Origin of the sequence: Photobacterium sp. WH77 (genome assembly GCF_022014395.1) — a bacterium.
GTDB classification, from domain to species: domain Bacteria; phylum Pseudomonadota; class Gammaproteobacteria; order Enterobacterales; family Vibrionaceae; genus Photobacterium; species Photobacterium arenosum.
Genome location: NZ_JAKLTE010000003.1, coordinates 89,924 through 115,005, shown reverse-complemented (window position 1 = coordinate 115,005; position 25,082 = coordinate 89,924). Strand labels below are relative to the sequence as shown.

Below are 25,082 nucleotides of genomic sequence, written 5' to 3'. Positions count from 1 at the left end.
CATTTGGTTAGTGCTTGGGCGCTGGATAAAAGGCCCAGAAGAGCAGGCAGTATGCCAGCCTGAGTACGTGAATACATTCGTACGTGAATAGACTGGCTGACATACTGTCTGTGCTTAAAGCGGGAACCATTTTTTTGCTCTGTACCTGAGCAGGGCGCGGACTTTACCCTGCTGGTGGCTAGTCTGCGAACGCAACGTCACGCAGGAATAAAGCAATTTCAGGGAAGATCACGAGCAGGGTGGCTGAAAGCAGCAAGATGGCAATAAAGGGGCCAGTTCCTCGCACCACTTCCCAATAGGGTTTTTTAAATATCGCAATGGCAGTAAAGATGTCACAGCCAAACGGCGGTGTGGCGGAGCCGATCGCCACCTGCAAGGTAATAATGATCCCGACATGAACCGGATCGAGATTGGTGGCTTCGATGGCTGGCGCAAAAATTGGCGTCAGCACCAGAATCACCACAATCGGGTCGACGAACATGCAAGCGATGAAGAAAGCCACAGAGATGGATGCCAGCACCCCGAGCGGGCCCATTTCATCAATGCCGACCGCTTCCAGGATCATTTGCGGAATCTGCGCGAAGGATATGATCCAGGAAAAGCCATTCCCTACACCGACCAGAATGAAAACAACCGCGGTAATCAAACCGGTGGATTTGGCAATGGCGTAAATATCTTTGCTGCCCAGTGAGCGAAAAACAATGAATTCCAGAAACACGGCGTAAAGCACGCACACGGCTGCGGCTTCCGTCGGGCTGAAGATGCCGCCGTAAATCCCGCCTACTATGATCACCGGAAACATCAGCGGCCAGATGGCGCTTTTAGCGGCATCAAAGCGCTCAGACCAGCTGGCGCGTTCTTCTGTCGGTACCTTATTGATGGTGGCGTAAGCCAGACAATACAGAGAAAAGAACAGCAGAATCATCAGACCGGGGCCGACGCCAGCAATGAAAAGCTCAGCGATAGAGGTTTCCGAAATGACACCATAGATGATCATCCCGATACTGGGCGGGATCAAAAAGGCGATATCACTGGCATTGATAATCAGGGCCAGCGAGAAAGAATCGCTGTAACCGGCTTTGAGCAACTTGGGGCGCAGCGTGGAACCCACGGCGACAACGGTAGCCTGAGTAGAGCCCGAAACTGCGCCAAACAGGGTGCAGGAAGCGGCGGTACTGATGGCAAGCCCCCCCCGGATATGGCCGATAAAAGTCATCACCATATTGATCAGGCGATCAGCAGAGTGGCCGCGGGTCATAATATCAGCGGCCAGAATAAACATAGGGACGGCTATCAGAGAGGCCGGCCGGATCCCACCCAGCACCTGCTGGATAAAAGTATCCATTTGTCCCATACCGCCAAACATCATGTAGAAACCGGTCAGGGCGGCGGTAATCAGAGGGATCATCATAGGGAAGCCGATCAACAGCATCACTATCATGATCAGCATTAAGGTCATTGCCATGGTGAATACCTTCTGTACTTCATTTTTTATGCTTTATTTTTGGTATCTGTGTACTCGTCAAGCACACCGGTGGACAGGTAGATTTCCGGGCTGGTCGCATTTTTATAGGCAGTCAGCAAGTACTGCACACCAGTGACGGCAAACCCCAGGGGAACCCAGATATATATCCACCAAATCTCAAAACCTAATGCTGGCAAAATACGGCCACGTTCAAAAACAGACAGCACATACTGGTAGGAAAAATAAGCCAGCAGGAACATGATAGCGGCAGTGATGACTGAAATCAGGATCATGACGATTTTCCGGCCTTTGAAAGGCAGCATGTCATAGAACGCAGACATACGGATGTGGCGGCCATGGCGGGCAGCATAACCGATGCCGGCAAAAGTAATCAGAATAATAAGTATGCGATTGATTTCGCCGGAGAAAAACAGGCCCTGGCCAAAGCCGAACCGCGCTACTACGTTTACGCAGGTGTTCAGGGCCATGAGCAGCACGCCAGTAGCAAGCATGAAGGATTCAATTTTACTGATCAGTGTATCGACTTTGCCGAGCACACCGGGCAATTCCGAGTGGTATTCCAATGATTCGGAATCGGACATAACAACTTCCTCAAACAGTAAGGTACCGCCTGTCAGGCGGTACCTCGTACGACTTTATTATTGTTGAGCAGCTTTTAAGTCAGCTTTGAACTGATCCAGCAGTTTCTGACCGTCCGACCCTGTCATTTCAATAAAGGTTTTTTCTACCTGGGGTGCACGCTCTTTGAATTTTGCAATTTGCTCGGCAGATAAGCGCGTTACCGTGACATCGTCACTGGATTGCTTGATTTTAGCGAGGGATTTCTCAGCCAGACCCGTAATGTGTTTCATGGTCTCGCTGAACGCGTATTCCGCCGCTTGCCTTACCATTTCCTGGTCTTCGTCTGACAGACCATCAAAGAACTTCTTGTTGGCCATTGAAGCTGTGGTGAACCAGCCATGGTGCGTAAAGATCAGGTTTGGCGAGACTTCGTACAAACCGCCGGACTCAATCCAGAAGATAGGGTTTTCCTGGCCCTGAATCATATTGGTCTGCAGGGCACCGTATACTTCACCCCAGGGCAGCGGGGTCGGGGTAGCGCCAAAAGCTTCATAGGTGGAGGACAGCAGAGGGTTAGTCATGACTCGGATTTTTTTGCCTTTTAACTCTTCCGGAGAGGTAATAGGTTCATCAACCGTCATCACCATTTCGCCTTCAGGGTACATCTTGAGCAGCTCTAAGCCTTGTTCTTCATACAGTGCAGGGAAGTTGTTGTTCACTGCTTTACTGGTTTTGAAGAAATTGATTACCGCCTTCATGTCTGTTGGCATCAGGTAAGGGATGAAGAAAATTTGTGCCTCAGGAATGAGCGAGCCGGTAAAGCCGGGTGACTGGTTAACAAACTGCAGAATTCCTGCCTGGGTTTGCTCCATAATATCGTCTGATTCGCCCAGCTCACCAAAGCGGTATATTTTCAGATTATGGTCAGAGTGCTCTTCAATATAATCTTTAAATTTGTGGGCATAAACGTCTTGTACATCGCCTTCATATTCTTCGTGAGCGTAACGCCAGGTATCTGCATTAGCCAGAGTGGAAAATCCTAAAGTTGCAGCAACACAAGACATTGCAGCAATTTGCTTGATATGACGGTGAATAAACATCACGTCCCTCCTTGTTGGAATGCGTTAAAGCCATTTCAGACAACAATAATTAATCCGTGATGTTTTAATGCACGGTTAATTGCGGTTTTTATCCGGTTGAATAGTGGCAATTTTCAGTGTCAGTCCTTTAATACCCTGACAATATTATTGTTTTTATTAAAGTAATTCGTCGATGGAATGTCTTCTGATGTGACTTGAGTCACGATTATTTGTCAGGGTTTTTAATGTGATAAATAATATCCATACAAAGGTTGACATTGTTTTTGTTGGCTTTGTTTAAGAGAGTGGTAACAATGATTTGTTTTTAATTGAACGATTAATTAAATTAATTTTCTCATCTGAAGCATGGAACGAACAGTCATTATTAATTTAATGTTTATTACTGATTGTTGCGGTTGTTTTTTATGATTGTGTGGCTATTTTTAGCCACTGGCGTTTTAACGCTTTGGTTTATTGTTCACAGAGGGTAAACACAAGCCAAGAGTAGTCATAGCAGGAAATGGGGGTAATAAGTAAAGCAGCTTATTTATAATAAGGTGCCTGATGCTAAGTAAAAGTGTGTGTGTTTTTGTGCCTTGATACAGAGATATATCTGAAAAGGACAAATAATGAAGAATACACCCTGATGGTTTCACAGGTTTTGCAATATTCTGATTGTGCATCGGTCTTTCTTTGTTAATGCGCAGGGTTTATGCAAGGGTTAATGCGCAGGGTTTGTGAAAGAGTCAAAGCGCCTGGGCGGGCTGAATTATGCAGCCAAGTGTGTATTGCTCTGACGGGACAGGCAAAAGCGTTTCAGGCAACCTTGTCATTCAGGCCTATATAATTTGTGAAACTTGTTAATAGTAAAGGGTTCTAACTCACAAGCGTTTGAGGCCGTGATTTGGCAGAGAATGGCCCAATATGTATCAGTCAGGGTCGAATTTATTCAATGAGGTAAACAGAATGGCAAATGAATACGTACCACCGAAAGTCTGGACTATGGATGCTGAAAACGGCGGTGAGTGGGCAAGTATCAACCGTCCCGACTCCGGTGCCAGACATCAGCAGGCATTGCCTGTGGGTGCCCATCCATTACAGCTTTATTCTCTGGCCACGCCAAATGGCCAGAAGATTACTATTATGCTTGAAGAGCTGCTGGCGCTGGGTGTTACCGATGCCGAGTATGATGCGTACCTGATTAACATAGGCGATGGCGATCAGTTCTCCTCGGGCTTTGTGGCGGTTAATCCGAATTCAAAAATTCCGGCGCTGGTGGATCAATCCGGCCCCGCACCTGTCAATGTGTTTGAGTCGGGTTCTATTCTGGTCTATCTGGCGGAAAAATTCGGCTACTTTTTACCGGTCGACATTGCCGAGCGTACCCGAGTACTGAACTGGCTGTTCTGGCTGCAAGGCTCTGCGCCTTATCTGGGCGGCGGCTTCGGGCATTTTTATGCCTATGCGCCGGAGAAGTTCGAATACCCGATCAATCGCTTCACCATGGAAGCCAAACGCCAGCTGGATGTGCTGGATAAGCAACTGGCAAACCATACCTTTATTGCCGGTGAAGAATACAGCATTGCTGATATGGCGATCTGGCCCTGGTACGGCAATCTGGTACTGGGCTATGCCTATGATGCGGCAGAGTTTCTGGATGCCGGCAGTTATCAGCATGTGCAGCGGTGGGCGAAAGCGATTCTTGAACGTCCGGCGGTACAGCGCGGTCGTATTGTGAACAGAACGTCCGGTGAAGAATGGGAAGTGCTCCCTGAGCGACACAGCGCCGCAGATATTGATGCTGTGCTCAAACTGAAGCCCTGATTTATTCAGCACTCGTTTTTCAGTAGTTGTAAGCAACAGGCTTAGAAGTGGCAGCGTCGTCTGCCACTTTTTATTGTCATCCCTAAACCACCGCCTATGGCGGTGAGGATTGCTTCAAAGGATCACTGCAATCTCATTACTGCGCTTTTACTCAGTGGGTTGGTAAAGCTCTGAACTACATTTGAACCCTGTCATCGACCATTGGCTTGTGGCCTCTCAGGCGGCTGATGTCCGTCATCGGTGGGATGCCAAACAGCCGGCTGTATTCGCGGTTGAAATGGGAAGGGCTTTCATAGCCGACTCTGTAGCTGGCGGCGGAGGCGTCTATGCCGTCCTGTAGCATGATCCGGCGCGCTTCATTGAGCCGGAGTTGTTTCTGAAACTGCAACGGCGTCATGGATGTCACGGCTTTGAAAGCGTTGAACAGCGAAGACTGACTCATATGAACCATATCGGCCAGCTCCTGCACCCGGATTGGCTCTTTAAAGCGCTGCTGGATCAGCTCGACGACTTTACTGATGCGGTTGGCCTGGGTATCCCGTAACAAAAACTGGCGAAGCTGAACCCCTACCGGGCTTTTCAGCAGCCTGAACATGAGTTCCCGTTTAAGCAACGGCAACATAACGGGGACATCTTCCGGATGGTCGAGTAAGGCCAGAAAACGTTTGAACACCGACAGTATATCGTCATCAGATGCCACGGTTCTGATGCAGTAAGGACACTTGGTAATGGCTTCGGGTGGCTCGTTCATGGTGATCAGTAAATCTGTCAGTTCCTTGAGATCCAGCGAAATACTGATACCGATGTAAGGCTGCTCTTCTGAAGCGCGAAGGATCTCGCCGACAACAGGCATCATTACAGGCACCAGTAATAAATCGCCTTCTTTCAGTAACAATTCACGCGCCCCGGCCGTAATGCGCTTTTCGCCCTGCAGCAGCAAACACAGCATAGGGCTGTAGATGGTGGGTGAGCAGGAGGTATTTTCCGTGCTGTGCACCAGCTTAATCTCCGGCAACGCCGTTTCGGTCAGTCCCGGCCCGTCAATATGCCGATTCACCAGGTTGATTAATTCTTGTTGGGTACCCGTCATAGTGTCACTCACCATTTTCTCATCCACATACGACTATAGAGTATAAGGCAAGCGTACTGCCACTGTTTTATCTCATAATGACAATTAGAGGATTAGGCAAGGATTGTGTAGGAAAAGGCAAGATATCAGCTGTGGCGCGTTTCTGTCTTTTACAGACTCAAGAGTCTGTAATCTTTACCGCTACTGGTGTGATTACTTGCTGAATTGATCTGTTTGTAGAAATAGGCAATCTTCTCCGAGCTTTCGACAATATCAATACGCTGAATGGAACATAGAATGACAAGGTGAAATCCGATCCCTCTTTAGTGGTTCGGATAAGACATTGCATTTATCGAATTTCGCGTATCAAAGTCAGAGAGGATTGCCTGATGACCCTATTCACCCCATTCAGAAACGTGTTCAGGAAACAGCTTCTTGGTGGCATGTCTGTCTTTCTGGTGTCCGCCTCCGGGACAGCTATCGGCAATGAATCTCCGGCATCACCGCCGCTGCCTGCCATCAATGTGGCGACGGTGCTCAGTGAACGTATCACTGAGTGGGATGAATACACAGGCCGTTTGCAGGCACCCGAGACAGTGGTGCTCAAACCCCGCGTTTCCGGTTACGTGACTGAAGTGGCTTACCGCGAAGGCGATCTGGTTCATCAGGGTGATGTGCTGTTCAGTATTGACGATCGCCTGTTTCGCGCCGAAGTTGAACGGCTGGAAGCGCAGCAGGCCAGTTTGCAGAGTCAGTTAAAACTGGCCGAGAGTGAGTTTGTCCGCGCCAAACGACTGAACGCCACCAAAGCCATTTCTGCCGATGTCTATGACAACCGTCAGGCGGCATTACAGCAGGCCAGGGCCGAGTTGGATGCGCTGAAAGCTTCGCTCAAGCACGCGCGCTTGCAGTTGTCATTCACCAAGGTGGTGTCGCCGATTGACGGCAGAGTCTCACACGCGCAGGTCACGCAGGGCAATTATGTCACCAGTGGCCAGAGCGAGCTGACGACCATAGTGTCGACCGAACAGATGTACGCCTGGTTTGATGTCGATGAGCAGACCTACCTCAATTATGTCCGCAACCATCTGGTGCGTGTGTCGGAAACCCGTGATTCCAGTCCTGTGATGATGGCACTGTCTGGCGATGCCGGATTTTCATATCAGGGCCATATCGATTTTATCAATAACAGTGTCAATCAGCAGACCGGCTCGATTCGGATGCGGGCCACCTTTGAGAATAAAGCCCAGATGCTGATGCCCGGCCTGTTTGCCCGCTTACGGTTGATCGCCAGCAAACCTTATGACGCGATTCTGATTGATGAAAAAGCCGTCGGCACCGATCTCAACCGGAAGTATGTCCTTAAGCTCGATGATGCCAACGTGGTGACTTACCAGCCAGTGACCCTGGGTGAGAAAGTCGCCGGTTTGCGTGTGGTGCAATCCGGCCTGACGACAGAGGACAGAATTGTGGTCAGCGGGCTGCAGAAGATCCGGCCGAGTATGCAGGTTGCGCCGAAAGTTGTGGAAATGGCCACCACAGAGCAACTGGCCGATATTCACCGCTATCAGCAGTGGCACACAGAAGACAACAGTGTGGAAGCAAGCGGTGTGCTGACCGCCCGCCAATCAACCGACGCACAGTAATCAGGACAGACTATGTTTTCACAATTTTTTATCCGCAGACCGGTATTTGCTTCTGTGTTGTCGCTGCTGTTTGTCATTGTCGGCAGTATTGCGGTCTGGCAGTTGCCGGTGACTGAATATCCGGAAGTGGTGCCGCCGACAGTGGTGGTCACGGCCAATTATCCCGGTGCTAATCCGGGCGTGATTGCCCAGACAGTGGCTTCGCCGCTGGAGCAGGAAATCAATGGTGTGGAGAACATGCTGTACATGTCTTCGCAGTCCACCGCAGACGGCATGATGACACTGACCATCACTTTTGCCATCGGCACAGATGTAGATCTCGCCGTCTCGCAGGTACAAAGCCGGGTTGACCGGGCGTTGCCGCGTCTGCCACAGCAGGTGCAGCGGCAAGGCGTGGTGACGGAAAAATCTTCGCCGAACCTGACCATGGTGGTGCATCTGTTCTCGCCTGACGACCGCTATGACATGCTGTATCTGTCCAACTTTGCCAATCTCAAGGTCAAAGATGAGCTGGCGAAAGTCAGCGGTGTCGGCTCAGTACGCTCCTTTGGTGCCGGCAACTTCAGCATGCGGGTCTGGCTGGATCCCAATCAGGTCGCCGCGCTGAACCTCACGCCGTCCGACATCGCCGAGGCGATCCGCCAGCAGAACCAGCAGGCTGTGGCAGGCAGTTTGGGTACCCAGCCTGCAAGCCATTCGGATTATCAGTTACTGATCAATGTCAAAGGGCGTCTGTCGACGGTAGAGGAATTTGAAAACATCATTATCCGTGTCGGGGAGCAGGGTGAGATCAGCCGCCTGAAAGATGTGGCGCGGATTGAGCTGGGTGCAGATTCCTACGCGCTGCGCTCCACGCTTGATAATCAGGATGCCGCCGCCATCGGTATTTTCCAGGCCGCGGGTTCGAATGCGATTCAAATCTCCAATGATGTGCGCGATACCATGGCGCGTCTGGCGGAAGATTTCCCGGAAGGCGTATCTTACGAAATCGCCTATGACCCAACTGTCTTTGTGCGCGGATCAATTGAAGCGGTCTTTCAGACCCTGCTGGAAGCAGTGCTGCTGGTGGTTGCCGTGGTGGTGCTGTTCCTGCAAACCTGGCGGGCGTCAATTATTCCACTGGTGGCGGTGCCTGTCTCGCTGATCGGCACTTTCGCCTTTATGCTTCTGATGGGATTCTCCCTCAATGCGCTGTCGCTCTTTGGCCTGGTGCTGGCAATCGGCATCGTAGTGGACGATGCCATCGTGGTGGTGGAAAACGTCGAGCGGAACATCAGTGAAGGATTGTCCCCGGTCGATGCGACGGTGAAAGCCATGCGCGAAGTGACCGGGCCGATTGTGGCCACCACACTGGTGCTGGCGGCGGTGTTTATTCCGACGGCCTTTATGACCGGACTGACCGGCCAGTTTTACAAGCAGTTTGCACTCACCATTACCATTTCTACTTTTATTTCCGCGATCAATTCGCTGACCCTGAGCCCGGCGTTATCGGCGCTGTTGCTCAAAGGCCATGATGCGCCGAAAGACTGGCTGACCCGAGGTATGGACCGGCTGTTCGGCCGCTGGCTGTTCAATCCGTTTAACCGTTTTTTCAGTGCCTTGTCGGGCGGTTATGGCGTGGTAGTGCGCAAAGTCATCCGGGCCGGTGCCATTGCATCGGTGGCTTATGTTGCCTTGCTGGGTTTCACGGGCTATCAGTTTGCCACCACGCCAACCGGCTATATTCCGGCGCAGGACAAGCAGTACCTGATTGCCTTTGCGCAATTGCCGAATGCCGCGTCGCTGGATCGCACCGATGCGGTGCTGGAAAAGATGTCCGATCTGGCGCTGGCGCAGGCTGGTGTCACCAAGACTCTGGGTTTCCCCGGACTGAGCATCAATGGTTTTACCAATGCGTCCAACAGCGGCATCGTGTTTGTGACGCTGGATGATTTCGACAAACGTCAGGATCCGGCAGCCAGTGCCAACGCGATTGCTGCCCGGCTGAATCAGCAGTATGCCGGCATTGAAGAGGCGTTCGTTGCTGTCTTCCCGCCGCCACCTGTGATGGGCCTGGGCACTATCGGCGGATTCCGGCTGCAGATTGAAGACAGAAACGGGCTGGGTTTTGAGGCCTTGCATCAGGCAACCATGACGGTGATGCAAAAGGCAGCTGCGATCCCTGAGCTGGCCGGGGTCTTTTCCGGCTATCAGGTCAACGTACCGCAACTGGATATCGAGGTCGACCGCACTAAGGCCATGCAGCAGGGCGTGAACCTGGATGTGCTTTTCCAGACCCTGCAAGGGTATCTCAGCTCAACGTACGTCAATGATCTGAACCTGTTTGGCCGTACTTATCAGGTTAATATGCAGGCGGATCAGGCATATCGTCAGGATGCCGCGCAGGTGGGCCAGATCAAAGTCCGCAATGCGCAGGGGGACATGGTGCCGATTGACTCTTTCATCAATGTGAAAGACAGCGCCGGACCGGATCGCGTGATGCATTACAACGGCTTTATGACGGCTGAAATCAATGGCGGACCGGCTCCCGGCTACAGCTCCGGGGAAGCGCAGGCGGCCATTGAGAAAATACTGGCTGACACCCTGCCGCGGGGCATGAGCTATGAGTGGACCGAGCTGACCTATCAGCAGATGATCACCGGGGACTCTAACCTGTACGTGTATCCCTTGGTGATCCTGCTGGTGTTCATGGTCCTGGCCGCTCAGTATGAAAGTGTCCGCCTGCCGCTGGCGATCATTCTGATTATTCCGCTCACCCTGCTGTCTGCGCTCAGTGGCGTGGTGCTCTACGGCGGGGATAACAATATCCTGACCCAGATCGGCTTTATCGTACTGGTCGGGCTGGCAACCAAGAATGCGATTCTGATCGTGGAGTTCGCCAAAGAGCTGCAGGATCGAGGCTATTCGGTGAAAGACGCGATTCTGGAAGCCAGCCGGTTGCGACTGCGTCCGATTCTGATGACGTCTATTGCATTTATTATGGGTGTGGCGCCATTGGTGTATTCCACCGGCGCGGGCGCCGAGATGCGTCAGGCCATGGGCGTGGCGGTCTTCTCGGGCATGATAGGTGTGACTGTGTTTGGTCTGTTGCTGACACCGCTGTTTTATTACCTGCTGGCAAAACGCGGACAGCAGAAAGCACAGGCGACAACAGAGCCCCCCACGTTGGAAAGCGTTCAAGAGGCATCATGAGTGATATCTGGCAGGACACATGCGTCGGCATACTGCTGTACAGTGCAGTCAGCTTCTCTCCTGTGCTAAACAGCTCACTGTCACCCGAGAGGCTGTTTCAGGCCTCTCGGGAGGCTTCGCAATACAATGGGGAGGCCTGGCAGCATCTGTTGAATCCGGCCGTTTTGACCAGCTTGCCTGAGCAGACGGCCGGATTGACAGAGACTGTGATTATGGGCCTTTGCCGGGGTGAGCAGGGCGGGCAGATCATCTGGCAGATCGAGCCGTCTGAGCTCTGACTTTTTGCCGGAGGCTCAGTGTCCGCCCCGAATATAGTGCAACGGGGTTTGTCCGGTTTGCTGTTTAAAAAACGCGATAAAGGCACTGTCGCTGGAAAATTCAAGCCGGTACGCTGCATCATTAACCTGAAGCCCGGCAGATAACAGCTCGATGGCTTTCAGTAACCGCCATTGCTGGCGCCAGTCCTGATAAGGCATCCCGGTTTCCCGGATAAACAGCCGGCTGATGGTTTTACTGCTGGCGCCAACCTGTTCACTTAACACTTTCAGTGACGGGGCATTTTGCTGATCCAGGTGCAGTGCATTGAGCCATGCAGACAGACGTCTGTCTGATGGTAAAGGCAGGGATAAACAGGTTTCACGGGCATCTTGCAGCTCCTCAAAAAATAACGCGTGTGTCAGCTGCATGCTGTCAGTTGGCTTGTCTGTCGCAGGTATGACAGCAGAGTTTAGTGGGTTTCATATCATCATTGCCGTTCTGATGGTTTTGCTGAGCCTGTCAGTGAAAGCCACCTCTATGCTTGAACAGGTTCTCAGGCGCTAACTTTTTGTTGCGTAAGCAGGGACCGTGTTGCGAGAGCCGGTAACGGATCATGCTATCGCCTCAAACCGTGTCATGACGAACTCAACGAACAGCCGTACCCGCATTGGCAGATGATCGCGGTCGCGATAGAGCATAAACAGGGTGCGGGGTTTGCTGCACCAGTCCGGGAGGACTCTGTTGAGTTCGCCATTTGCGATCATAGGAAGGGCAAAATAGTCAGGAATATAACCTATGCCCAGGCCAGACTGGATGGCATGGGTCAGCAAGCGGATTTCATCGACTTCCAGACGCAGGCCTTTGACGGGTTGGTGATCATATTCCGTGCCTGTTTCTGAATGCACCAGTTGCCAGAGCGACATGGGATGACAGAGGATCGACGGATGGTCGCTCAGCATCTCCGGGTGAGTGATGGACTGCACCGGATACCCGGGATGAGCACAGACAATGAAGTGAATATCTTTGAGCGGACGGGCTATCCAGTTTTCTACCGCAGGGGTGCCGACACGAAAGACCACATCCATCGCCTGTGCTTCAATATCAATCAGAGTGTTGGAAAACTGCAGATCTAACTGAATATCAGGATACTGCAGCAAAAAGTCGAAAAAGATATCACGCAGAAACTGGGAGCCTGCATTGATCGGCGCACTGATACGAATTTTTCCTTTCGGCTCATGCTTGTCTCTGTGCAGATCTTCCCCGATATCACTCAGCTCATCAAACAGTGTGCTGGAGCGTTCAAAATATTGCTGACCGGTATGGGTCAGCGAAACCCTATGGGCATCCCGGTTCAGCAATCGCAACTGCAGGTCTGTTTCTAACTGACGAATCCGCCGGCTGAGTGTCGACAGTGGCATACTTAAATGTTCAGCGGCTGTTTTAAAGCTGCCCAGCCGGGCGACGGTACAAAAACAGCGCAGATCGTCGAGAGAGTAGTTAGATTTCATTTTTGGGATTTACCATGCTGATAATGCCTGTTTATTCAGATCATGAAACCAATAGACTAGCGGTTATCATGTGACAAGTCATCTGGAGTGACTATGAATGCTTCATCAACAACGAAAGCCGTTGTTCTGCTCATTATCTGTACCTTCTTTTGGGGCAGCTGCTTTCCAATTGGTAAACATGCACTTAACGAAGTGCATGCACTCACGCTGGTGTTCTGGCGTTTTGTGATCGCGGCAATTTGTCTTGCGATCTATCTGAAACTGATTGGATCAGAACGTTTTGTGTTAACGGTGAAGCAATGGTGCTGGGTGATTGGGGTCAGTGCAGTGGGTGTCGGTGGCCTGAACCTGGGCCTGTTCACCGGGCTGGAGCACACGGAGGCCACCAACGGTTCGCTGATTATGGCCCTCAGTCCTCTGATGACGGCGCTGATAGCCTGTGTAGCAAGGCGGACTTTACCTACCTTGCCGCAATGCTTCAGCCTTGTTGTCAGCTTGTCTGGTGTGCTGATGGTGATCACTAATGGCCATCTGGAAGCGCTACTGAACATGGCGTTTAATCAGGGCGATAAGATGATTTTCTCCGGCATGCTGGCATGGAGCTTTTACACCTACTGCAGCCAGGGAATCAGCCGCTGGGTACCTGTGATCCCCTATACGCTTGTCGGCATGGTCAGCGGGGCGGCTGTGATTGGCCTGATGTGTCTGGCTACACCCGAGGTGAAACCCTTTGCCGAGTTGCTGGGCAGCTCGTCAGTCGGACTGATTGAAGTGGCGTACATCGGTTTGTTCGGTACTGTGGCGGGTTATCTGCTGTGGCTGAACGGTGTCCGGGAGCTGGGGTCGCCTACGGCGGCACTGTTCTTTAATTTTGTGCCCGTCTTTGCCGTGCTCACTGCGTACCTGATGGGGCAGGCCGTGACGCAGCTGCAACTGGTCGGGATTGCGATTGTGATTCTGGGGTTACTGGTGCCAAGGCTGTCGGTATTCAGGAAAGCGACGCAGGCGGTATAAACTCATGTCGGCTTCAAGAGCCGGGAGTGTCACCACTCCCGGCCATTATTACAGCCCCGCCAGCAACTCGTAGGAACGCAGCTTTTTCTCATGGTCGAAGATCAGGGCGTTAGCCATGATTTCATCGGCTTGTGTACGTTCTGTCAATTCGATCAAGCGGGTCCGGACTGTGTCCTGATCACCGTGAATGGATTCCCGCAGCTGTTTTTCGATCTGGTACTTCTCATGAGGCAGCCAAACTGACTCCATACTCCAGACCGGTGGCGGGATTTTGCCCTGAACGCCGCGGGTCATATTAAGAAACTTCTGTTTTTCCGTGGTACCCAGATACTGCGCTTCGTCATCAGTATCCGCCACTATGATATTCACGCCTATCATCACATACGGCTTATCCAACTGCTCTGAAGGCTGGAAATGCTCACGGTAGATCTGTATTGCGTTCATCATGGCATCCGGCGCGAAGTGAGAGGCAAAAGCAAACGGCAGACCTTTAATACCGGCCAGTCGGGCACTGTAAGTGCTGGAACCTAACAGCCAGATGGGGACTGAAGAGTCCGAACCAGGATACGCTTTGACCGGCTGATTGGGTGACACCGGCCCCATGAAAAACTGCAGCTCTTCCAGCAGTTCATCAAAGTTGGGGTCCATGCGCTCCGGATCGCGGCGCAGCGCATGCATGGTGGGATAGTCGGTGCCCGGCGCTCGGCCCAGACCGAGATCGATGCGATTGGGATACAGCGCTTCCAAGGTGCCGAACTGCTCGGCAATCACTAATGGCGCATGATTGGGCAGCATCACCCCGCCCGAACCCAGCCGGATGGAAGAGGTGTGCGCTCCTATATGGCTGAGCAGCACAGAGGTGGCAGCACTGGCAATATCGGGCATGTTGTGGTGTTCTGCCAGCCAGAACCGCTTGTAACCCCATTTTTCAGCGTGTTGCGCCAGCGATACAGAGCGCGCATAAGTGGACGAAAAATCGGCCCCTTCAGCAACAGGGGCTAAATCTAAAATTGAGCGAGGCGGTAGCGTCATGGACCCTTCTTTCATATCAACAATGAATGATTGCCTGACTATGCCTGTTTATTACAGACTGGTAAACAGACAGAATTTTGCTTCGAATGGATCGTTCACATCAAACATTAAAAATCAATAAATAAGGTCTGGAGTGATGCTTTTACATGATCAGAAAAGGTGCAAAATAAGCTATATTTTGCACCTGTCATAAAAATAAATTTTTAAGTAATAATTATAAATCTATTATTCTGGTTTGTTTTTATTTACTTTTAATTTCATTTGGTTGCCAGAGAATTCATTTGAATAATATGGCCAGATATAAGGGCCACCTGAACCTTCATTCAAATCTTGATGAATGACTTCCCAGCCACCCATTGTTGGTGGTGTACTTTCTTCAAGAACCATAAACATCAGGCTAGTAATAGGCTGTTTATTTGGTTCACCTTTTTTCCAGTACATGTAAATATATTTACCACCAGCACCGGCATTCAAATCATCTGCAGACCACTCCCAGCCCGGCATGCTGTTATCTTGTTTTGTATCATAAGCTTTGAAGGTGACGGAAGTGATTGGATCGCTTGGCTGTTCTTCTTTCTGAAAACCAACATAAATATAATTTCCGCCAACACCTGAGTTTAAATCGACAGAGTAAAACTCCCAACCGCGCTCATATAATGGTCCACGAGTTTCGACAGACTGGATAGTTAAGTTGGTTAGTGCTTGAGTCATTATATTCTCCTTTTCATTGGATTATCATCATTTGTCTTAAAGTTTGGTGATGTTTTTGTGAATAAAAACAAAACTAGCTATAACTCCAATAATTCCATTGATACGGCTTGTTAATCTCATTAATATCTGGAGTTAGTCTGAATATAGTCCCGAAGAAATAAATTGGAGAATGAGATGTCTTATTTTAAAGTATTTTTTCGACTGAGATCACTGAATACATTTTTATCAAAATTGTCAGTAAAGGATGAGGCTGAATCACGACCCTTGTCATACCAAGCATCATGAAACAACCTGTCAATTTATGGTGTTTTTTAGATCAAGCGCGACTCATGCTTTGTGGTTTTCTTCAGTATCATGATTTGAGCGCTCAAATGCCATTTCTTCGTGGATTCTGTCTTCAAACTGCCTGAAGAGTTTGAGGTAGTTATTATCAAACCGCTCGCCTTCGTTCGACTCGCCCAGCCAGGCCTGATAGAGACCGGCAGACAGCTCATCATCCACGCGTTTGTACGCGGATTTCTGTTGCTGTGCCAGGCGAGGCGGGAGACCCAATTCCCGCAGGGCGGCGGCACCAATTTCCAGTGCTGAATGGTAGGTTTCAGATTCAATCACATCAGCACCTGCCTGACGGAGCCGGTAACTGTGGCCACGGTCGTAGGCGCGGGCCAGGATTTTGACGTTAGGGTAAGTGTGCTTGATATGTTTGACCAGCATAATGCTGCTTTCCGGGGTGTCCATCGCAACCACCACCATGGCGGCCTGCTCTATTCCTGCTGTGTGCAGCAGGTCCGGGCGGGTGGCATCACCAAAATAGGCCTTGGTATTGATGCGTCGCATGGTATCTATGATGGTCGACTGGTGATCCAGCACCACGGTTTTGATGCCGTTGGCGATCAGCAGGCGGTTAACGATTTGCCCGAAGCGGCCGATTCCGGCAATGATTACTGTGCCCTGTTCATCAATGGTATCGGCTTCGCGCTCATTGGAGGAATGCTCAAAGCGCGGCAATATGACTTTGTCGTAGAAAATGAACAGTCCGGGGGTGAACATCATCGACAGCGCAACCACCAAAGACAAGGTTTGTGCCAGAGCTGGGGGCAGAACATGATTCTGGACGGTGAAACTGATGAGAACGAACCCGAACTCACCGGCCTGAGCCAGACTCAGGGCAAACAGCCAGCGGTTACTGTTGCGAATCCGGAAAATCAACGCCAGCAGGAAGAGCACCAGCGCTTTTACCAGCATGATGCCCAGTGTCAGCCCAATCACAGTAAAGAATTCGCTGAACAGAATGTTGAAATTGATACCGGCACCAACTGTTATAAAGAACAAGCCCAGTAGCAGCCCTTTAAAGGGATCGATGTTGGATTCCAATTCATGACGAAATTCACTGTTTGCCAGTACCACACCGGCAAGAAAAGTCCCCAGCGCCGGCGATAAACCCACCAAACTCATCAGGATAGAGACACCCAGCACCAGCATCAGAGCGGTGGCGGTAAAAATTTCCCGCAGACCTGAAGCGGCGACAAAGCGGAACAAAGGGCGGCTGAGGTAGTGGCCGCCAACCACCACAAAGGCGATGGAGGCGGTGATCACCAGACCATAAGCCCAACCGGGCAATCCCGCTACCAGGTTGAGTTCTTCATGGTGTTCGGCCGCCGCCGCTGTCACTGATTGTGCCTGCGCAATCAACTCGGGCAATGCCAGCAGCGGTAGCAGCGCCAGCATGGGGATGACGGCTATGTCCTGAAACAGCAATACAGAAAATGCATTTTTACCGCCTTCGGTCCGGCCGAGCCCTTTTTCGTTGAAGGTTTGCAGCACAATGGCGGTTGAGGACATCGCCAGAATCAGGCCAATTGCCAGTGCCAGCGTCCAGGGCAATTCGAAAAGCAGCCCAGCGCCGGTAAAAGCCAAGGCTGTCAGACCAATTTGCAACCCGCCCAGTCCGATGAGCCGGTGCCGCATGGCCCAGAGCGATTTTGGCTCCAGTTCAAGGCCGACCAGAAACAGCATGATAACCACACCAAATTCGGCAAAGTGCTGAATAGAGGTGGTTTCTTCACCCACTAAGCCGATGACCGGCCCGATAACCACCCCGGCAATCAGATAACCAAGCACGGAACCGAGGCCAAAGCGCTGCGCCAGCGGCACGGCAATCACGGCTGCAATCAGATAGATAAAGGCATAGATGAGATATTCCGTCATGGTTACTTCCTTTTGACTGGCGTGGTGGGCGAATTTTGAGCACAGTCTGATAGTTATATGTCAGTGAGTGGTATTTTCAAAGGTGAGTTTTGGGATAGGGGAGGGTGTGTACCGGGATATCAGTAGAGTTGAAGGTATGTCGCGCTTGAGTTCGGTGTTTCTTTCGGCATGGTGTGACGCGCGCCAGACACTCTTTGCAGGGCCAAAGAGTGCCCAGAAAGCCCTTTTTGTTCTTTGGTGTGGTCCGGGCCGGTTGTAGGCGCTCCCGGCACCGACAACCTAAAAATACATCCATGTATTTTTTCCCTTGGGGAGTGGGTTTCTTTGGCGTTTTTGGGGTGTTGAGGCTGGGGATTTTGGTACGGCTGAGGTATGTCGCGCTTGAATCCGGTGGTTTTCTTGGCATTGTGTGATGCGCGCCAGACACTCTTTGTCGGGCCAAAGAGTGCCCAGAAAGCCCTTGTTATTCTTTGGTGTTGTCCGGGTCGGTTGTAGGCGCTCCCGGCACCGACAACCTAAAAATTCGTCCTGAATTTTTACCCTGGGGATGAGGAAATAGTTTGGCTCGAAACTCGTTTTTGCCCCTAAATGAGTTGCAATCAGCAGCAGAGCGAATGGAGGGCAAAAAGCCAAACCTGACTCTTGTCATTTTTTGCTTTCAGAGCTATGAAGTAATTGCTTCTGATGATGTTTCCCAATGGCTTAGGATCCTAGATGTGATATTGATGAGCGCATTTAATGATATAAATCGTGATTTAAATCATTAATATATTGGGTTTATAAAAAACAACTAATGCTACTATACACATAACAGATACCTTGAATGGTTGTAGTTTCAATTTTGAAGCAACCTTTCATATAGATTGGTTAGGTGATGCATTTGGACAAAATTGATAAAGAATGGGGATGTACCCATTCTCGTTACCACGACAGCAGCAACGTCAAAGCATGTATTGTGGCTGTTTCCGATTTAGACAAGATCTCTGAAAAACTAACTTCGGCAGTGCTTGATTCTTCATGGATGCTTGATCTAGATAAAGGTACCAGAAGGACTTATGAGTATACAGCTAGAGAGACCGCTAATGCTTTAGTGGAGATCTTTAAGAAGTTTTCTGGTGACCATCAATTAGGTGCTGAGTTTGGCGAAGTTATGGTTTCTATCAGTTCAGCTCGTTCATTATCAGTTATCTTTGATCATATAGCACTACCTATCGCCGAGATATGGAAACCTCAGCTCAAACAAAATGAAGGTTTTGATTTCCACACCGAGTGTACAGAACAGCTAATAAACTTTGGTGAGGCAAAATTTTCTGGGAGTGTAAACCCTCATGGTAAAGCAATACCACAAGCAGAAGGCTTCATTAATGAAGAAAAGCATTTTAGGGATCGGGCACATTTAGTCAATTTAGTGTCCCCAAAATCTATAGAGAATTTGGACGATGACAAGTTTGGTGCCATAGCTGCATTTTCTATAAACTCAAAAGATCACGATTCAATAATGGATAATGCAATAGAAAGCATTCAGGAGTCTGGACTGTTTGAAAAAGTTCAATGTGCTTACGTCATTGGAGTTGTTGTATGTTAGATATTAGAAGCATTAAGGCAGATGCTCACCCGCAAGTTAGTGTTGGCGAATTAATAGAAACACTTCATCAAGATGGCCCAGTGGATCGTGAAGTCATACAGGCGTTAACCTATTACAAACTGTTTCATTCTGAAGTTTTTAAAAGCTTTGAATCTAAGGTGCTGTCAGTTCTTGGATTGTTTTATAAAGATGAGAACCCAACGGACTTATATTCTTTTTTATTGGCAGGAATTGGACGAGAAAACAAAAAAAGATTTGGTGAATGGCTTACCCCAGTCCAAGCGAGTGTGCGATTAGCGGTAGAAGAAAATAGATACACCTCAATATCAGCGCCAACCAGTGCAGGTAAATCTTTTTCTCTAAGGGATTATATTTTTGAGCAAGAAGAAGATAGCGTAATAGTTGTTCCATCTCGAGCACTTATTGCTGAGTATATGGCGACCTTGAGGGAGCGTTTTAAGGACAATAAGCAGGTTATGATCTCTTCCTTTGTTGATTGTGTGTTTACAAGCAGAAAGTTGAGACGAATTTTCGTTCTTACCCCTGAGCGCGCTAGAGAAATTTTTTCACATAAAGACAAATTGAATATCTCGTTATTCTTTTTTGATGAGGCTCAAGTATCAGAAGAAGCTGAAAGAGGGGTTATTTTTGATGTTTTAGTTAGGCGAGTTAAGGCTGCCTACCCAGAAGCAAAACTAGTATTTGCACATCCTTTTGTCGATAACCCTGACGCCCAAATGAAGAAGCACGCGTTGGACGAGAGTCAAGCATATTCTCGGTCATACCCTCATAATACTGTTGGTAAAGCATTTGTATTTGGTCACAGTAACAAGAAAGACTACTATTTCTCACCGTATAAAGAGCAAGGTCATCATGTAAAGAATAGTATCCAACTGAATGAAAAATTTGAGAAAATTGCTTTCAATGGTATTCATACAGTTCTGGTTTTTGTGTCTAAAGCGTCATTATATCGAGGGGACTTTATCGATGATTTTCAGAAGTATGTCGACCGATTTGGCTTAATTGAAGATGAATCTGCAACATCTATAATTCAAGAGGTTGAATTGTTGATTGGAGCAAATGAGCAAGACCATCGTTCTAATCTTGTTAGTTTGCTAAGAAAAGGGGTAGTCATTCATCATGGTTCTGTACCTCTTGAAGTGAGGTTCCTGATTGAAGAATTTATCAGGCAGGGGCATGCAAAGATTTGCTTTGCTACTAGTACATTAGCCCAAGGTATCAACATGCCATTCGATGTTGTTTGGTTGGACAATATGAGAATGCAGGGTGGTGATGAAGAAGACAAAGCACTAGCATTCAAAAATTTGATAGGACGTAGTGGACGACTTTCTAAGGATGCAGTGTTTGATTTTGGGTATGTATATACAAAGAATCCTGTATTACTTTCATCGCGTTTAAATACACCATTTACTTTATCTGAAGAATCACTTCTCGAACAAGATATAGAAGGATTGGATGATGAAAGAGAGCTTATTTCTTCAATAATCGAAGGTACATTTGATGAAGAGATGAATCTTCCTTTAACTAAAGTGGATAGGCTCTCAACGAAAGAAGCCCTAGAGCTAATGGAGTCCGTTTTATATTTTATGTATGAAGATGGATTTGGAGCAAAGCTGTTTGGCAGGGGCAATAGAGAAAATAGGCTAGTGACAAAAGATTGTCTAAGGGCTATTTATGAAATCTCGCTAGGTAGACCTTTGTTTTCTGGAGAGAAGAACGTCTTTGATACTGCAATCGAAATATTCTTTCATTTGATTCAAGGACGAAGCTTTAAGGAAATTGTAGGAATAAGGTATAGCTATATTTCAAATAGAGGCAAAAACCAAAACTTGGATGCCAACTTCACTCAGCCTGCGAATAAACTACCAGATAGTGGGGTATTTAATGAATATCCACTGTTTAAAAATACAAAATCTAAGGACGTGAGTTACGATGCTGTCGTATTTGATACCTACGATTATTTGGATACGGTAATCTCATTTTCTTTATCAGACGTGCTTATCGGAGCTTTTAGTATTTATCATAATTATACTAAAGATGCCAAGGCGTTAAAGATGGTAGAGCTATTAAAGTACGGCACTAACGATACTGTTCATACATTGTTGCTACGGTATGGATTTCCTCCAGAAGAGATTAAAGAAATATCAATGTACGTTGAATCTATCTCTGAAGAAAATATCTTGTTTAAGCCAGATGTTATTGGCTCCTCAGATAATGTTAGGGAACTCGTAGACTGGTATCTGCCATAAGGCTGCAGGAGGAATCAGCAGACAGCGCGGAGCTGCGGGGGCAGGTCATTAATTATGCCCTGATACTTTCTACATACATTTACTAATCTTATACGGGAGAGCTAGTCTGTAACGTCTAGCTCACTTTTGTCCAAAAACGAGTTTGAAAATAGAATGTCCCACCTTTCCAGGGAAAAATTCATGGATGAATTTTAGGTTGTCGGCGCTGGGAGCGCCTACAACCGGCCCGGACAAAACCAGCGAAATCAAAGGCTTTTCTGGGCACTCTTTGAGCCAGCAAAGAGTGTCTGGCGCGCATCAGTTCATGCCAAGTAAACCACCGGACTCAAGCGCGACATACCAGCAAACTCAGACATAGCAACTTGTAACTGTAATCGCTGTATGGATTACCGCCTGCGCGGTAATTACGGAGGTTAAGTCATTGATGTATGCCTGACAATGCTTCTGCTCAACAATCATATTTGAATTCAAGAAACCCACTCCCACAGGGAAAAATTCAGGACGAATTTTTAGGTTGTCGGCGCTGGGAGCGCCTACAACCGGCCCGGACAACACCAACGAAATCAAAGGCTTTTCTGGGCACTCTTTGAGCCAGCAAAGAGTGTCTGGCGCGCATCAGTTCATGCCAAATAAACCACCGGACTCAAGCGCGACATACCAGCAAACTCAGATATAGCAATTTTAACGGTACTCGCTATATGGATTACCGCCTGCGCGGTAATGACGGAGGTGATGTCATTGATGCATGCCTGAAATCGTTTCTGCCCAACAACAATATTTGAATCCAAGAAACCCACTCCCACAGGGAAAAATTCAGGACGAATTTTTAGGTTGTCGGCGCCGGGAGCGCCTACAACCGTCCCGGATAACACCAACGAAATCAAAGGCTTTTCTGGGCACTCTTTGAGCCAGCAAAGAGTGTCTGGCGCGCATCAGTTCATGCCAAGTAAACCACCGGACTCAAGCGCGACATACAATCAAACTCAACTGAAATATACACTGAACCCAAACTCGGCGCACTGCGGTGCGGCACATGGATTAAATTCAGGTTATTGTGGCTTGCACAGTCATGGCAGTTGGGCGGATAAGTGACTAGGTCAAAGCTAGTAGAAGTGGCGATAGACCACATTCAACTGACCTTCGCTCAGACCCGCCATGTCAGCATATTGAACGCCAAGATCAACAGCACTGTTTTCAAGGCCAAGATACGTCATCGTGACAGAGCCTTTATATTTGAAGTCACTTTTCGCATATTGGTTCCAGACGGTGTTCGCCGACAGCGCCATTTTTATATCGTGGCGGAAGTAGCTGAACAGGCCCATATCAATAGCGAATGCTCCCCATGCCTTTTCGGTATTCATCGATAGCTCAGTACCGAAAGTCGCAAAAATATTAACCGCATTGTTTACCTGGTGGCTCAGTCCTAATCCGCCTGCGATAAAAAAGCGCTTATTATCCCGTTCGGTGAAATCAGTCCCCCGATCCCATTGAACGGAAAAATGACCAGACAGGCCGCCAAACAGAGGATCATATGGCAGGTAACTGTGTATGCCATATAAGGTGAAGTTGTCCAGATTAAGCTCCTGTTTACTTGCGCTAACGGATATCTTGAGCAGCTCCAGCGATGATTCACTGAACGCATTACGGTTATCGTCCATCAGGGTATGTGAGGCGGGTAGCCAAGTCCCTGTTAATTCCGGAACGCCTTCCGGCGACCAGCGTGCTCCGATCTGCCATTGGGCATCTTTATTCCGCTTGATCGGATTCTTGAAATTACTCAAGTCGACCGCGTAGGAGGTAAACTGTGCCTCATAGGCAGCCAGTCTCCTGTTGTTTTCAGTATAAGATTCAGGAGTAATGTTCTCATTCTCCAGCAAATATTGGTTCATAGCCTGAGCGAATTCCCAGGTAAGGAATTGCTCTTCGATGGGAACGTCTGTGTCGCTGAAGCGGGTTTGTAAATCGCCTGTACTGAGTTGATCCAGCAGCAACTGCTTGGTTGAATCTTGCTGATTGGCGCCATATGCACGCAACTTCCAGCCGGTTGAAGGCGTAATACTGGTTTGCTGAATCATGTGATGCTGGCTCGCCAGTTGTATTACATCCAGCGGACTGAGCCAGTCGCGGCGGTGTTTCATTAGTTCCGGGTTGGCAATCGCCAGTAAATTCAGCGTAATGGATGCACAGTTTTGGTTGTGGAAAAAATAATCAACTCGGGTATCTTTTAACTCCCACAAATGTAGTTGAATGAGTTTTTTATTTTTTGCTGAAATATCCAGCTGGTATTCAAATACATTTCTGCCTTCGATGTCTTTATAAAAATTCAGGCTTTCCTGGTAGGGCGAAACAATAAAATAGCTTTCTTTCCCTATGACCAGAGAATCGAACATGATTTTGGGTAAATTGAACCCATCTACTTCCGTAAAAAATGAGACAGCATGGCCTGGATCTTTTTCATTCTTACTGAGCTTGATAAAAGTATGGCCCATGAAGCTGCTGGGGCTCATCAGGTTTTCTGAGGCATAGGCAAGACTGATTGTCTTCGCAGATACCGCATCTAAAAATTCCTGTAGCTCAGGGCAGCGGGAAAAATCAAGTGGGGCGACCTGAGGGCTGTATTCAGTCAGCCATTGTGCTCTGGCCGGAAAACGACAGGTGTAGTCCTGAGCCTTTGCAGGGTTTGTTAGTTGCGCTAAATTGGCTTCAATTTCTGCCTGAATATTTGTTGGCTGGGACGAGAAATAAAAACTGGCGTCGTCTATATTGAGTGACTGATCACTCACGTGAAGCAATGTGGCGAACTGGGCTAAGGCAAAGGCGTCATCGCTCACAGCGGCAGAAGGCACAATGGTTAACGCTACTGCAGGCTGGAAGGCCGAGACACAAAAAAAAGAAGCCCCGAAGAGGCTTCTCAACATCAGTTGTTCATCAAACTGCATGGTTAGCTGAAACTTAGTTACAGTTAATTTGCAGGGTATCCTGGTAACGCCACATCTTTTCAGAAGCGAAGTCGGTTGTTGAACCGAATGCACCACCAGACAGGATGTTCACAAAGAAAGTAGGCTCAACTTCTTTGTTCAGTGCGATTTGTTGCTCACATTGTTCTGAAGTTACTTTCAGCGTTTTGTTTTTATTTTCTTTCTTCACTGTGATAATGCCCGGCGCAGTTTGCTCGATGCCATCAACTTCCACGGTGAATTTCTTACCAGAAGAAGAAACAACATTAATGCGCTGATTTTCGTCAGTCAAAATTGTTGAACAACCAACAGCAGTCAGTGCCGCACCTGCAACAACTAGGCTTTTCAATACTTGCATGAGATATCCAATAGATAATAATGATAATAAGCGCGAAGATTATACATTTAATTTTTTATTTGACAATACTCTGACATGGGGTGTTTTTATATTGTTAAATAATTGTGTTGATTTTTTAATTAAAATTAAATCTATTTATTGCAAAGATACAATGTTCAAATATGTTTTCATATCATCCTAAGTTTCACATTGCTCTTTAGAGTCTGTATCTTCCTTTAAGGTATTATATTATTCGAATAAAGAATATCTTTGATATTCAGTCAAAGTGCGGCTTTTGGTTTCATTGAAGGTGGATTTCTAGGCTGGTACTGTTTGAAATACATT

General features: G+C 48.5%; 19 protein-coding genes. 8 read left to right on the top strand and 11 right to left on the bottom strand.

Annotated features, from left to right (window positions below; translation table 11 throughout):
• Window positions 1–178 precede the first annotated feature (178 nt).
• From L6J37_RS04340 to L6J37_RS04330, 3 genes are read right to left on the bottom strand one after another with little or no spacing between them, the layout of a single operon-like run.
• Window positions 179–1,465 carry a TRAP transporter large permease gene (locus L6J37_RS04340; protein WP_192014911.1) on the bottom strand — a complete coding sequence of 429 codons (1,287 nt, stop codon included), beginning with the start codon at window positions 1,463–1,465 and terminating at the stop codon, window positions 179–181.
• A 26-nt stretch (window positions 1,466–1,491) separates the two neighbouring features.
• Window positions 1,492–2,067: a TRAP transporter small permease gene (locus L6J37_RS04335; protein ID WP_192014912.1), complete on the bottom strand. Its 576-nt coding sequence runs from the start codon at window positions 2,065–2,067 to the stop codon at window positions 1,492–1,494.
• A 57-nt stretch (window positions 2,068–2,124) separates the two neighbouring features.
• Window positions 2,125–3,147 carry a TRAP transporter substrate-binding protein gene (locus L6J37_RS04330; protein WP_192014913.1) on the bottom strand — a complete coding sequence of 341 codons (1,023 nt, stop codon included), beginning with the start codon at window positions 3,145–3,147 and terminating at the stop codon, window positions 2,125–2,127.
• Between the two features lie 945 nt (window positions 3,148–4,092).
• Here L6J37_RS04330 and yghU point away from each other — a divergent pair.
• A complete protein-coding gene (yghU, locus tag L6J37_RS04325) occupies window positions 4,093–4,950 on the top strand; it encodes a glutathione-dependent disulfide-bond oxidoreductase (protein WP_192014914.1) in 858 nt (285 codons plus the stop codon).
• Between the two features lie 175 nt (window positions 4,951–5,125).
• Here yghU and L6J37_RS04320 read toward each other — a convergent pair whose 3' ends face one another.
• A complete protein-coding gene (locus L6J37_RS04320) occupies window positions 5,126–6,055 on the bottom strand; it encodes an AraC family transcriptional regulator (RefSeq protein WP_218384045.1) in 930 nt (309 codons plus the stop codon).
• A gap of 353 nt (window positions 6,056–6,408) precedes the next feature.
• Between L6J37_RS04320 and L6J37_RS04315 the strand changes: the two genes are divergently transcribed.
• From L6J37_RS04315 to L6J37_RS04305, 3 genes are read left to right on the top strand one after another with little or no spacing between them, the layout of a single operon-like run.
• On the top strand, window positions 6,409–7,665 hold the full coding sequence (locus L6J37_RS04315) for an efflux RND transporter periplasmic adaptor subunit (RefSeq protein WP_237794261.1): 1,257 nt from the start codon (window positions 6,409–6,411) through the stop codon (window positions 7,663–7,665).
• A gap of 12 nt (window positions 7,666–7,677) precedes the next feature.
• The gene (locus tag L6J37_RS04310; RefSeq protein ID WP_237794259.1) at window positions 7,678–10,857 is read left to right on the top strand and encodes an efflux RND transporter permease subunit; all 3,180 of its coding nucleotides are present in this window, start codon (window positions 7,678–7,680) and stop codon (window positions 10,855–10,857) included.
• Window positions 10,854–11,135 (top strand): hypothetical protein, encoded by a 282-nt coding sequence (locus tag L6J37_RS04305; RefSeq protein WP_237794257.1) that lies wholly within the window; start codon window positions 10,854–10,856, stop codon window positions 11,133–11,135. Before L6J37_RS04310 ends, L6J37_RS04305 begins: the two co-directional genes overlap by 4 nt.
• A gap of 15 nt (window positions 11,136–11,150) precedes the next feature.
• Here the strand turns inward: L6J37_RS04305 and L6J37_RS04300 are convergent, their stop codons facing one another.
• Both L6J37_RS04300 and L6J37_RS04295 read right to left on the bottom strand, forming a co-directional pair.
• Window positions 11,151–11,543 (bottom strand): helix-turn-helix domain-containing protein, encoded by a 393-nt coding sequence (locus L6J37_RS04300; protein ID WP_442957002.1) that lies wholly within the window; start codon window positions 11,541–11,543, stop codon window positions 11,151–11,153.
• Between the two features lie 183 nt (window positions 11,544–11,726).
• Window positions 11,727–12,623, bottom strand: a complete 897-nt coding sequence (locus L6J37_RS04295) for a LysR family transcriptional regulator (protein WP_192014920.1) — start codon at window positions 12,621–12,623, stop codon at window positions 11,727–11,729.
• A gap of 93 nt (window positions 12,624–12,716) precedes the next feature.
• Here L6J37_RS04295 and L6J37_RS04290 point away from each other — a divergent pair, with 93 nt between their 5' ends.
• Window positions 12,717–13,637 (top strand): DMT family transporter, encoded by a 921-nt coding sequence (locus L6J37_RS04290; protein ID WP_237794255.1) that lies wholly within the window; start codon window positions 12,717–12,719, stop codon window positions 13,635–13,637.
• Window positions 13,638–13,685: 48 nt separating this feature from the next.
• Here L6J37_RS04290 and L6J37_RS04285 read toward each other — a convergent pair whose 3' ends face one another.
• From L6J37_RS04285 to L6J37_RS04275, 3 genes are all read right to left on the bottom strand, one after another.
• A complete protein-coding gene (locus L6J37_RS04285) occupies window positions 13,686–14,669 on the bottom strand; it encodes an LLM class flavin-dependent oxidoreductase (RefSeq protein WP_237794253.1) in 984 nt (327 codons plus the stop codon).
• Between the two features lie 225 nt (window positions 14,670–14,894).
• Window positions 14,895–15,380 (bottom strand): hypothetical protein, encoded by a 486-nt coding sequence (locus L6J37_RS04280; protein WP_237794251.1) that lies wholly within the window; start codon window positions 15,378–15,380, stop codon window positions 14,895–14,897.
• Between the two features lie 327 nt (window positions 15,381–15,707).
• Window positions 15,708–17,588, bottom strand: coding sequence for a monovalent cation:proton antiporter-2 (CPA2) family protein (locus L6J37_RS04275; protein WP_237794249.1), 1,881 nt, complete (start codon window positions 17,586–17,588; stop codon window positions 15,708–15,710).
• Window positions 17,589–18,468: 880 nt separating this feature from the next.
• On the opposite strand from L6J37_RS04275, the gene L6J37_RS04270 reads away from it, so the two are divergent.
• From L6J37_RS04270 to L6J37_RS04260, 3 genes are all read left to right on the top strand, one after another.
• Window positions 18,469–19,173: a hypothetical protein gene (locus L6J37_RS04270; RefSeq protein ID WP_237794246.1), complete on the top strand. Its 705-nt coding sequence runs from the start codon at window positions 18,469–18,471 to the stop codon at window positions 19,171–19,173.
• Window positions 19,167–21,443, top strand: coding sequence for a DEAD/DEAH box helicase (locus tag L6J37_RS04265; RefSeq protein ID WP_237794244.1), 2,277 nt, complete (start codon window positions 19,167–19,169; stop codon window positions 21,441–21,443). The genes L6J37_RS04270 and L6J37_RS04265 overlap by 7 nt, the downstream gene beginning before the upstream one ends.
• Before the next feature lie 184 nt (window positions 21,444–21,627).
• On the top strand, window positions 21,628–21,801 hold the full coding sequence (locus tag L6J37_RS04260) for a hypothetical protein (protein WP_237794242.1): 174 nt from the start codon (window positions 21,628–21,630) through the stop codon (window positions 21,799–21,801).
• Window positions 21,802–22,546: 745 nt separating this feature from the next.
• On the opposite strand, the gene L6J37_RS04255 is transcribed toward L6J37_RS04260, so the two are convergent.
• Together L6J37_RS04255 and L6J37_RS04250 are read right to left on the bottom strand one after the other, a co-directional pair.
• Window positions 22,547–24,361 carry an Lnb N-terminal periplasmic domain-containing protein gene (locus tag L6J37_RS04255; RefSeq protein ID WP_237794240.1) on the bottom strand — a complete coding sequence of 605 codons (1,815 nt, stop codon included), beginning with the start codon at window positions 24,359–24,361 and terminating at the stop codon, window positions 22,547–22,549.
• A 34-nt stretch (window positions 24,362–24,395) separates the two neighbouring features.
• Window positions 24,396–24,758 (bottom strand): adenosine deaminase, encoded by a 363-nt coding sequence (locus L6J37_RS04250; RefSeq protein ID WP_218384021.1) that lies wholly within the window; start codon window positions 24,756–24,758, stop codon window positions 24,396–24,398.
• Between the last annotated feature and the right edge of the window lie 324 nt (window positions 24,759–25,082).

Excerpts from the sequence above, each read along its gene's own strand:
- L6J37_RS04340 (WP_192014911.1), bottom strand. The coding sequence starts at position 1,465 with ATGGCAATGACCTTAATGCTGATCATGATAGTGATGCTGTTGATCGGC.
- L6J37_RS04335 (WP_192014912.1), bottom strand. The coding sequence starts at position 2,067 with ATGTCCGATTCCGAATCATTGGAATACCACTCGGAATTGCCCGGTGTG.
- L6J37_RS04330 (WP_192014913.1), bottom strand. The coding sequence starts at position 3,147 with ATGTTTATTCACCGTCATATCAAGCAAATTGCTGCAATGTCTTGTGTT.
- yghU (WP_192014914.1), top strand. The coding sequence starts at position 4,093 with ATGGCAAATGAATACGTACCACCGAAAGTCTGGACTATGGATGCTGAA.
- L6J37_RS04320 (WP_218384045.1), bottom strand. The coding sequence starts at position 6,055 with ATGGTGAGTGACACTATGACGGGTACCCAACAAGAATTAATCAACCTG.
- L6J37_RS04315 (WP_237794261.1), top strand. The coding sequence starts at position 6,409 with ATGACCCTATTCACCCCATTCAGAAACGTGTTCAGGAAACAGCTTCTT.
- L6J37_RS04310 (WP_237794259.1), top strand. The coding sequence starts at position 7,678 with ATGTTTTCACAATTTTTTATCCGCAGACCGGTATTTGCTTCTGTGTTG.
- L6J37_RS04305 (WP_237794257.1), top strand. The coding sequence starts at position 10,854 with ATGAGTGATATCTGGCAGGACACATGCGTCGGCATACTGCTGTACAGT.
- L6J37_RS04300 (WP_442957002.1), bottom strand. The coding sequence starts at position 11,543 with ATGCAGCTGACACACGCGTTATTTTTTGAGGAGCTGCAAGATGCCCGT.
- L6J37_RS04295 (WP_192014920.1), bottom strand. The coding sequence starts at position 12,623 with ATGAAATCTAACTACTCTCTCGACGATCTGCGCTGTTTTTGTACCGTC.
- L6J37_RS04290 (WP_237794255.1), top strand. The coding sequence starts at position 12,717 with ATGAATGCTTCATCAACAACGAAAGCCGTTGTTCTGCTCATTATCTGT.
- L6J37_RS04285 (WP_237794253.1), bottom strand. The coding sequence starts at position 14,669 with ATGACGCTACCGCCTCGCTCAATTTTAGATTTAGCCCCTGTTGCTGAA.
- L6J37_RS04280 (WP_237794251.1), bottom strand. The coding sequence starts at position 15,380 with ATGACTCAAGCACTAACCAACTTAACTATCCAGTCTGTCGAAACTCGT.
- L6J37_RS04275 (WP_237794249.1), bottom strand. The coding sequence starts at position 17,588 with ATGACGGAATATCTCATCTATGCCTTTATCTATCTGATTGCAGCCGTG.
- L6J37_RS04265 (WP_237794244.1), top strand. The coding sequence starts at position 19,167 with ATGTTAGATATTAGAAGCATTAAGGCAGATGCTCACCCGCAAGTTAGT.
- L6J37_RS04260 (WP_237794242.1), top strand. The coding sequence starts at position 21,628 with ATGAATTTTAGGTTGTCGGCGCTGGGAGCGCCTACAACCGGCCCGGAC.
- L6J37_RS04255 (WP_237794240.1), bottom strand. The coding sequence starts at position 24,361 with ATGTTGAGAAGCCTCTTCGGGGCTTCTTTTTTTTGTGTCTCGGCCTTC.
- L6J37_RS04250 (WP_218384021.1), bottom strand. The coding sequence starts at position 24,758 with ATGCAAGTATTGAAAAGCCTAGTTGTTGCAGGTGCGGCACTGACTGCT.